At 65.2% G+C, this 9,325-nt stretch carries 7 protein-coding genes; 5 read left to right on the forward strand and 2 right to left on the reverse strand.

From position 1 onward, the window contains the following. Window positions 1–26: 26 nt before the first annotated feature. Window positions 27–1,007 (reverse strand): methylenetetrahydrofolate reductase [NAD(P)H], encoded by a 981-nt coding sequence (gene metF / locus H9627_RS01175; RefSeq protein WP_191732196.1) that lies wholly within the window; start codon window positions 1,005–1,007, stop codon window positions 27–29. Between the two features lie 108 nt (window positions 1,008–1,115). On the opposite strand from metF, the gene H9627_RS01180 reads away from it, so the two are divergent. Further along, window positions 1,116–2,216, forward strand: coding sequence for a polyprenyl synthetase family protein (locus H9627_RS01180; protein ID WP_191732197.1), 1,101 nt, complete (start codon window positions 1,116–1,118; stop codon window positions 2,214–2,216). Between the two features lie 11 nt (window positions 2,217–2,227). Next, the gene (locus H9627_RS01185; RefSeq protein ID WP_191732198.1) at window positions 2,228–3,784 is read left to right on the forward strand and encodes an alpha-(1->6)-mannopyranosyltransferase A; all 1,557 of its coding nucleotides are present in this window, start codon (window positions 2,228–2,230) and stop codon (window positions 3,782–3,784) included. Window positions 3,785–3,896: 112 nt separating this feature from the next. Here H9627_RS01185 and H9627_RS01190 read toward each other — a convergent pair whose 3' ends face one another. Continuing rightward, window positions 3,897–4,268: an Rv2175c family DNA-binding protein gene (locus H9627_RS01190; RefSeq protein ID WP_191732199.1), complete on the reverse strand. Its 372-nt coding sequence runs from the start codon at window positions 4,266–4,268 to the stop codon at window positions 3,897–3,899. A 100-nt stretch (window positions 4,269–4,368) separates the two neighbouring features. Between H9627_RS01190 and pknB the strand changes: the two genes are divergently transcribed. The 3 genes from pknB to H9627_RS01205 all read left to right on the forward strand — a co-directional run bounded on the left by pknB (window position 4,369) and on the right by H9627_RS01205 (window position 9,296). Further along, on the forward strand, window positions 4,369–6,576 hold the full coding sequence (gene pknB / locus H9627_RS01195) for a Stk1 family PASTA domain-containing Ser/Thr kinase (protein ID WP_191732200.1): 2,208 nt from the start codon (window positions 4,369–4,371) through the stop codon (window positions 6,574–6,576). Further along, window positions 6,577–7,794, forward strand: a complete 1,218-nt coding sequence (locus tag H9627_RS01200) for a glycosyltransferase 87 family protein (protein WP_191732201.1) — start codon at window positions 6,577–6,579, stop codon at window positions 7,792–7,794. It begins immediately after the preceding gene. Window positions 7,795–7,925: 131 nt separating this feature from the next. Further along, window positions 7,926–9,296: a glycosyltransferase family 87 protein gene (locus H9627_RS01205; protein ID WP_318247736.1), complete on the forward strand. Its 1,371-nt coding sequence runs from the start codon at window positions 7,926–7,928 to the stop codon at window positions 9,294–9,296. Window positions 9,297–9,325: the final 29 nt, after the last annotated feature.

Below are 9,325 nucleotides of genomic sequence, written 5' to 3' on the forward strand. Positions count from 1 at the left end.
CCCCCTCGTCGTGACGGAGATCTGGATTACCGCACCGCGTCGTGCCCGTGTTCGGCTCCCCAGGCGGGTGCCATACCCAGATTGTGCAGGACCTCCTGGGTGGCCCGGGTGAAATTCAGGGTCATGAAGTGCAGGTCGGGTACCCCCTCTGCGATCAGACGTTCAGCCATCTCCGAGGTGGTCTCGATGCCCACCTTGCGGATCTCATCGCGGTTGGCCTCCTCATCACCATTGGCCGCACGGAGGAGTTTCTCCTCTAGGGCCCGCGGAAGGGTGGAACCGGACAGCTCAACCTGGCGACGCACTGAGCGCAGACTGGTGATCGGCATCAGACCCGGGATGAGGGGTTTGGCCCCATGGACAGGGTCCGCTGCGACCAGCCGGTCCCGGAGCCGGAGGAAATCCTCCACGTCGAAGAACATCTGGGTGATGGAGTACTCCGCGCCGGCACGCAGCTTGGCCAGGGTGTACCGGGTGTCATTCTCCAGTGACCCCGCCCTGTAGTGCCCCTCCGGGAAGGAGGCGATACCGATATCGAAGTGGGAGAATTCCGGGCTGTTCTTGATCATCTGGATCAGTTCCAGGGCGTAGGACATGCCTCCCTCGGAGGTTATCCACTCCCCGAGGGGATCACCGGGTGGATCCCCCCGCAGCGCCAGCAGGTTGGTTAGCCCGAGTTCCGCATAGCCACGGAGGATCTCCTCCAGTTCCTCAACGGTGTGATCCACCAGGGTGAGGTGCACGAGGGTGGTCAGTGGCTGGCGGGACAGACGCCGGGCCACGCGGGCGGTGCGCTCACGGGTGGAGCCCCCGGCGCCGTAGGTGACGGAGACAAAGGATGCCCCGAGATCGTGGAACACCTCGGCGGCGCGGTAGAGCCGGTTCTCCGCGGCATCATCGCGCGGGGGCATGAATTCAACGGAGAAGGGCACCCGGCCCGGAACCGGGCGCTTGAGCACCTCACTGATCGACCATTGGGACGAGGCTGAGATGTTTGTTGACGACATGCCTGGGTATCTTATGTTATGTAGATGGTCAGGGAGTCAACGCGCCCTGGTTTTCATGCACCCTGCACCTGCCACCGCTGCCACCACTATTTTGGGGAAGGACTCCCTTTGAGCACAGCACATGACCGTGATCTCGACCTCGATCAGATTCCGGATGTCGTACGTGAACGCCTCACCCGCTTCCTGGATGCCCGGGCCGCTGATGTGGCTGCGATCGGGGGGCCGGTGACCGAGGCGCTCACCTATCTGCGGGACTTCGTGCTCAACGGTGGTAAGCGGATCCGTCCGCTCTACGTCTGGGCCGGTTTCGTTGCGGCGCAGGGTCCGGAGAGAAGTTCCGAGGACATCAACGCTGTGCTGGACGCAGCCGCCAGCCTGGAATTCATCCAGGCGTGCGCCCTGATCCACGATGACATCATCGACTCCTCCGACACTCGTCGCGGTGCCCCCACCGTCCACCGGGCGGTGGAGGCGATGCACGGTGATACCGGTCTGGAGGGCGATGCCACGCACTTCGGTGAGGCGGTGGCGATTCTCGCCGGTGACATGGCCCTGGTGTGGGCTGAGGACATGCTGCAGGATTCCGGCCTGTCCGCCGAGGCGCTGGCCCGCGCCCGGGATGCCTGGCGCGGGATGCGCACGGAGGTCATCGGTGGCCAGCTGTTGGATATCTACCTCGAAGCCCAGGCCAGCGAATCCCTGGAGCTGGCCAATTCCGTCAACCGTTTCAAGACCGCGGCGTACACCATCGAACGCCCCCTCCACCTGGGTGCATCGCTGGCGGGTGGTAATCCGGAGCTGATCGACGCCTTGCGCAGCTACGGCCGGGACATCGGTATCGCCTTCCAGCTCCGGGATGATCTGCTCGGTGTGTTCGGGGACCCGGAGGTGACCGGAAAGCCCGCGGGCGATGACATCCGCGAGGGCAAACGCACCGTCCTGCTCGCCCTGGCGCTCCAGCGCGCCGATGCCGGGGATCCGGAGGCAGCCACCGCGATCCGGGCGGCCATCGGGAAGGTCAGTGACCCGGGGGACATCAACCGGATCGCGGAGCTCATCCGCGCCACCGGTGCCGAGGATGAGGTGGAGCAGCACATCTCCAGGCTCACCGACTCGGGGCTGGCCCACCTGGATATCGACAGCATCCCGGATGAGGTGCGCACGCAGCTGCGTCACCTGGCCATCAGGGCCACCGAACGCAGGATGTAACCTCCACCCCTATGACAACATCGAAACTGACCCGGTCACTCACCAACCCGGTGGTTCTGGGCGCGATCGCCGCCATCGCCCTCACACTGGGGTCCTACGGCGGCGGAGCCATCCGTTACCGCGGGGGAATCCTGGAGGCCCTGGGTCTGGGGTTCTTCTCCTACGGGCACGGGCAGGGCATCTCCAACACCGTGCTGTTTGTCGGCACCGTGCTGCTGATCGTGTCCTGGGTTGTGCTCGGGCGGGTGTTGTTCCGGGGGCATATCGACGTCGACAAGCGCACCGCGTTGGTCAAACGCACGCTGTACGTCACCGTGGGGCCGCTCCTGGTGGCCGCGCCGATGATGTCGCGCGATGTCTATTCCTATCTGATGCAGGGCGCGATGCTTCGCGACGGGTTCGACCCCTACACCGAGGGCGCCGCCGTCAACCCCGGCCCCATGCTGCTGGAGGTCTCCCACGACTGGCGCAACACCACCACGCCGTACGGCCCACTGCACCTGTGGATCGGGGAGATGGTCACCACCGTCGTCGGCGACAATGTGACCGCCGGCGTGTTCGCGTACAAGATCCTCTCCACCGCCGGTTTCGTCGCCATCGCCTGGGCGGTCTCCGCGATCGCCGGCCACTTCGGCGCCGACCGCGCGGTGGCCCTCTGGCTGGGCGTGGCCAACCCCGTGATGATCATCCACATGATCGGTGGGATGCACAATGAATCCATGATGGTGGGCATGGTCAGCGTGGGTCTGCTCCTGGCGTTGAAACGTCGCTTCGCCCTCGGTGTCGCGCTCATCGCCGTGGCGGTCTCACTCAAGGCCACCGCGGCCATCGCCCTGCCGTTCGTGGTCTGGATCGGCATGCATCAGCTGGCGGAGATGCTGGCCAACCGCCGCACCGGCCTCACCGCCCCAGCAGCAGCCGAGGATTCCTCCGAGGGCTCCTCCCCCACCCCAGGGCAGCAACTGCTGGCATTCTTCGCCACCGGTGCCGTGGGCGTGCTCATCACCGGCGTGGTGGTCAGCGCCATCACGTGGGCATCCGGGGCGTCCTGGGGCTGGATCAGTGAGATCAGTGGCAATTCGAAGGTGATCAACCCCCTGGCGTTCCCCTCCCTCATCGCGGGCCTGGTGTCCATGGTGGCGGGTGTCTTCACCGATGACTTCAACTACAACGCGGTGGTGGGTGTGCTGCGCACCGTGTCCATGGTGATCATGCTCATCGGCCTGGTGGTGTGCTGGTGGCTGTTCCGCCAGAATGCCCGGCGCGCGGTCATGGGCACCGCCGCCGCCTACGCGGTGGCGTTCGTGTTCAACTCCGTCACCCTGCCGTGGTACTACGCCAGCCTGATCTCCCTGCTGGGTACGTTCCGCCCGCCGTTGTGGTTGATCAGGTTGGCGGCCGGGGCGTCGGTGTTCGTCGCCCTCATGTTCACCGGTAGCGGCAACCACCAGCTGTTCAATATCCCGATGGTGATCATCGGTCTGGTGTTGGGATGGGTCGCGGTGCTGGTCATCTTCGAGGAGAAACCCCTCCGGGCGGCCGCGCCGGAGCCTGTGGATAGCAGGTAGGGCATCCGCAGCGGGACGCGAAACCGACGGCGCCCACCTCCTTTTCCACGGGGATTCCGTGTGGGGGAGGTGGGCGCCGTCGGCGGTTGTGCGGAGCTACCGGCAGTGGCCGTTAGAGAGCCATGGACTGCGCGCGGCGCATGACCTCGCGGGCCAGCTGCCCGTGCAGTGCGTCGATGGGACGCCCGGGCAGGGTGTCATCCGGGGTGAACAGGAAGGTCAGGATCTCCTCATCGGAGTAGCCACCATCGGCCAACAGGGCGATGACACCGGGGATGAAACGGTTGGTGTTGTCCTTCTTCCTGCTGAAGAACGCCTCCGGAACATAGCGGACACCATCGCGCTGCACGGCGATGATCTTGTGTTCATTGAGCAGGTCCATCACCTTGGTGACCACAATGCCGAGGCGGTCAGCCACCTCCGGCAGGGTCAGCAGGGGTTCATCGGCAGGCAGGACATCTCGGGATACGTGTTTTGAACTCACAGGTTCAATCTAGCGTCTCGGCACCCCATCAGTGAAGTGCACGACGCGGGCAGGGGTTGTCACTACCACTTTTCGCGCCCGTTGATTCATACTGGTTGCCATGGTGAATTTGAGGGTCGGGGACGTTTTAGAGGACAGGTACCGGATTGAAACCCCCATCGCGCGGGGTGGAATGTCAACGGTGTACCGCTGCATCGACCTCCGTCTGGGCCGTTCCGTGGCCGTGAAGGTCATGGATGCCGCCTACGTCAACGATCCGGTATTCCGCCAGCGTTTCCGCCGGGAGGCCCGCTCGATGGCGCAGCTCTCCCACCCCAACCTGGTCAATGTGTTCGACTTCTCCTCCTCCGGTGACCACGCCTTCATCGTCATGGAGCTCATCACGGGTGGCACCCTCCGTGAGCTGCTGGCGGAACGTGGCCCCATGCCTCCCCATGCCGCCACCGGTGTGATACGCGGGGTGCTCACCGGTCTGGCCGCCGCACACCGGGCAGGTATGGTCCACCGCGACATCAAACCCGACAATGTGCTGATCACCCGTGACCACCGGGTCAAACTCTCGGATTTCGGTCTGGTGCGCGCCGCCTCCGCCGGGCAGTCCAGGGATGACCAGATTGTGGGCACGGTTGCCTACCTCTCCCCCGAGCAGGTCGAGGGCACCGAGATCGGTCCCGCCAGCGACGTGTACTCCGCCGGCATCGTGCTCTTCGAGCTCCTCACCGGCACCACCCCCTTCGAGGGCGCCGATGACATGGAGCACGCCTATGCCCGCCTCACCGAGGTGGTCCCCGCGCCGAGTTCGCTTATCGACGGCATCCCCTCACTCGTCGATGCCCTGGTGGCCACGGCGACAGCTCTCAACCCCGATGACCGCTTCAGCGATGCCTCCGAGTTCCTCACCGCCATGGAGGATGTGTCGCGTGAACTCAACCTGCCCGGCTTCAAGGTCCCCGCACCGGTGTCCTCCGCGGCCAACCGTGCCGACGCCGCGGTCCCGGAGGCCCAGCCCACCGACATGTTCACCACCCATCTGCCCCAGATCCACCAGGCGGATGACACCTCGGTGATCCCACTGCAGGCCAATCCCAACAGCAATGAGACCTCCATCCTGCCCGCACACCCCGAACCACCCGGTGGTGTTCCGGTGCCGGTGCCGGAACCCCCGCCACCTGCGCTCCAACCGGAGGGGGGCTCCGTTCCCGCATCTGAACAGATGGACATCCAACCGGTGACCAACCGGTCGAAGGCGAAACTGGCGGTGTGGATCGCCCTGGTCACGCTCCTGATCGCCGGGGTGGCCCTCGGCGGGTGGTGGTTTGGTTCCGGGCGCTACGGTGACATCCCCCAGGTCCTCGGCCTGGACGAGTACCAGGCCGTGGCCGTGGTGGAGGAGGCGGGGTTCACCCCCGTGACCGACACCCGCTACCACAACGAGGTTCCCGACGGATCGATCATTGGAACTGATCCGTCTTTTGGTGAGCGCCTTCCTCGCGGCGAGGATGTCACCATCCTCGTCTCCCAGGGGCGTCCCGTTGTACCGGATCTCGGCGAGGACCGATCCGTGGACACCGTCCGTGCCGCCCTGGAGGATCGCACCTTCGTCTGGGTGGACGCGCCGGGAAAATACTCCGATGACATCCCGGAGGGACAGGTGGCATCCACCACCCCTCCGTCCGGCACCGACCTGGACATCGGTTCCCCCGTGCAGGTGCACCTGAGCCGTGGCCCCGCCCCCGTGGCCATCCCCGATGTCTCCGGCATGGGCGTGGATCAGGCCACCCGCGTGCTGGAGAACGCCGGCATCAACGTCGAACGGGTCGAGGAGGCCTTCGATTCCGACACCCCCCGGGGCCGGGTGTTCGCCACCTCCCCCGACATCGCCTCCGAGGTCAGTCGGGGTGATGAGATCGTGCTGCGGGTGTCCAATGCCATCGAGGTGCCCGACGTGCTGGGCATGCGGGAGGATGACGCGCTGGAGGCCCTGGCGGAGGCGGGGGTGACGGTGGCGTCGACAAGCACCGTTGAGGGGGAGGCCGCGCGCACCGCGGACACCGTGGTCGCCATCTCCCCCGAGGCCGGGGAGCTCATCAACCCCGCCGACCCCCAGGTCACCCTGGGGCTCGCCGGCCAGGTGGAGGTGCCGAGTCTGCTCGGTCGCCGTGTGGATGAGGCCCGCGAGGACCTCGAGGACATCGGTCTGGTCCTGGTGACCGGTGACTATGATGATGACGACCGGATCCTGACCCAGTCCCCGCGTGCCCGGTCCGCGGTTCCGGCCGGCAGCGACGTGGAAGTGAGAGCTCTCTAAGTGCACCCTGATATAAACACCGGTGTTCGTTGGGCACCGGTGGTGTCCTGGGTGATCGTCGCAGCTGTGACGGTCGGCGTGTCCCTCAACACGGAGCTGCGGTGGCGGTATCTGCTGGATATGCATGTCTATATCCAGGGAGCCGAGCATTTCTGGACGGGAACCGACCTCTACGGCACCTTCTTCCCCACCCGGAATGAGGGCCTACCCTTCACCTATCCACCCTTCGGGGCGATTGTGTTCACTCCGTTGTGGTTGCTCACCGAGGCGATCGGGCAGACCGCCACAGAACGGGTGTTCACCCTGGTATCGGTGACGATGCTGTGGCTGGTGGCCCGGACCCTGGCACACGCTGTTCCCGTCGGCAAACACCGTGTGAAGGTCTCGGTGATGCTGGTGGTGTTGATGTGCAGCCTGCCCGTGATGAGCACGCTTGACCTCGGTCAGATCAACACCGTCCTCATGGCGCTCGTGATCACTGACGTGGGCAGGTTGTTCCCCCGGATTCCCCTCGGGCTGCTCACGGGTATCGCCGCCGCCATCAAACTCACCCCACTGGTATTCGGGTTGTATTTCCTGATCCTGTGGATCACGAGGAGAAAACCAGCAGGCCTGATCGGCATGGGGACCGGATTCCTCGGTGCCACCGGGCTGGCCTGGTTGTTCAACCCCGGGGCCTCGGTCACCTACTGGACGCAGACCCTCTTCTCCTCCAACCGGATCGGTGAACCCTGGTACGCCAAGAATGCCTCCATCCGGGGCCTGCTGGCACGATTCCCCGACCTGGAGGCAGCCTCGCTGCTGTGGGGCCTGTCCGTGCTCATCGTGATCGCCGCGGTGGCCGTGGCCGTGCTCCGGGTTCTGCGTTCCGGGGACACCCCCCTCCACCATCTGCTGGCCATCACCCTGGTCGCCCTGATCTCCCTGTTGTGTTCCCCGGTGAGCTGGCATCACCACTGGGTGTGGCTGGGCCCCCTGGCGATCTGTCTCTGGTTCACCGGCCACCGGTTCCTGGCCGTGTGGGCGGTGTTCTCCCAGACCTTCGGTGCCTTCCACATGTTCCTGCCCAGCTCCGGTGGAGTCGAATTCTTCTGGAATCCGCTCGAGCACCTCCTGGCCACCCACTACCTGTGGTTCTCGCTCATCGTGCTGGTCTGCGTGATGATCCGCCCGACCGTCGACCGGGGTGTGAAACCGCGCGTGGGGCTGCCCGATTGAGCTCTCCTCCGCGTCCCCAATATAATCAGTCAGTTATGCATCACCGGGGCCCCTCCCGATGATGTCCGCCGTGGCGGTGCTCTCCCCGGATATCCGGATGCACCGCCCCCAGGGAAGGATCTCAACCACCGGTGAGCACAGATGACAGCACCGATCGCCCCACACCCACCCCGGTGCCCGGGGATGCCCTGCTCCAGTTCAGCCTCCGTCATGTCCTGACGATGGTTGCGGTGCTGGGGGTGGCCGCCGGACTGGTGGCCAACAAGATCCTCATCGAGCAGCTGAACTGGCGCATCGACACCGCTGTCTATGTCCTCGGCGGCAAGGCCCTGGTCAACGGTGAGCCGTTGTACGCCGCACCCTTCGATCTGGGTGATGTGTCCCTGCCGTTTATCTACCCACCCATCGGTGCAGCCCTGTTCGCACCCTTCGGGTACTTCGAGTTCCTCACCGTGGAACTAGCCGGCAACCTCATCGTGGCGGTGTCCTCCCTGTTGTTGCTGGCCTGTCTCTACATGGTGGCCAATGCGGTGATGGGCGGACGGGATCAGTTGGCGGCCTTCACCGTCGCAGCGGTGGCCTGGCCGATCGCCCTGTTCACCGAACCTGTCTGGCTGAATGCCGACCTGGGTCAGATCAACATCCTCATTGTCGCCCTGGTGGTCTATGACCTCCTCCCGATCAGGAGAAGGGTCCCCCGTGGCGTGTTCATCGGCCTGGCCGCCGCCATCAAACTCACCCCCCTGGCGATGCTGCTCTACTTCCTGGTCAAACGTGACGTCCGGGGGATGATCACCGCCGTGATCTCGACCCTGGTGTTCACCGGCATCGGTGCCCTCATCTCCTGGCGGGAGACCAGGGAGTTCTTCCTCAACACCCTCCTGGATCTCAACGCCACCGGCGAGTCCGGGGTGAGCACCGTGTTCCAGTCCAACAGTTCCCTGCAGGCGATGATCTACCGGTGGTGGATGTCCCCAGAGGCAGCGGAGGCCTCCTCGCTACCCGGCGTGCTGTGGATCCTGGCCTCGCTGGTCACCATCGGCGCAGCCGCCGTGCTGATGCACCACCTGTTCATCCGCGGTCTGCAGGTGGAGGCGGTGATGGTCAATGCGATGGTCATGTTGTTGATCTCCCCGATCTCCTGGTCCCACCACTGGATCTGGCTACCCCTGTGGGCCCTGGTCTTCCTCCTCCGGTTCTGGACCCACCCGCACCGACCCAGGGTCCTGCTCTACAGCGGTGGATTCCTGACGGTGATGTTGTTGATCCTGCCGCCGAAATGGTGGTTCGGGCGTGACGGTGTGAACGTCCACGCCCTCGGGGGATTCGAGAAACTCCTCATCTCCGACTACACCTGGGTATCCCTGGCGCTATTGATCACCACGGCGCTGAGCCTGCGGTTCTTCCACCGTGTGCCCACACCGGGTGCTGCTCCCGGCAGGTTCGCCACCATCCCGGATGCCCACCCCGTTCCCCGCGACCCGGCGGAAACTGGGCGGTGACACAAAGGGGCGGGGGGGGGGGGGGGGGG

This window comes from Corynebacterium gallinarum (assembly GCF_014837045.1).
Lineage (GTDB): Bacteria > Actinomycetota > Actinomycetes > Mycobacteriales > Mycobacteriaceae > Corynebacterium > Corynebacterium gallinarum.

Excerpts from the sequence above, each read along its gene's own strand:
- H9627_RS01185 (WP_191732198.1), top strand. The coding sequence starts at position 2,228 with ATGACAACATCGAAACTGACCCGGTCACTCACCAACCCGGTGGTTCTG.
- metF (WP_191732196.1), bottom strand. The coding sequence starts at position 1,007 with ATGTCGTCAACAAACATCTCAGCCTCGTCCCAATGGTCGATCAGTGAG.
- pknB (WP_191732200.1), top strand. The coding sequence starts at position 4,369 with ATGGTGAATTTGAGGGTCGGGGACGTTTTAGAGGACAGGTACCGGATT.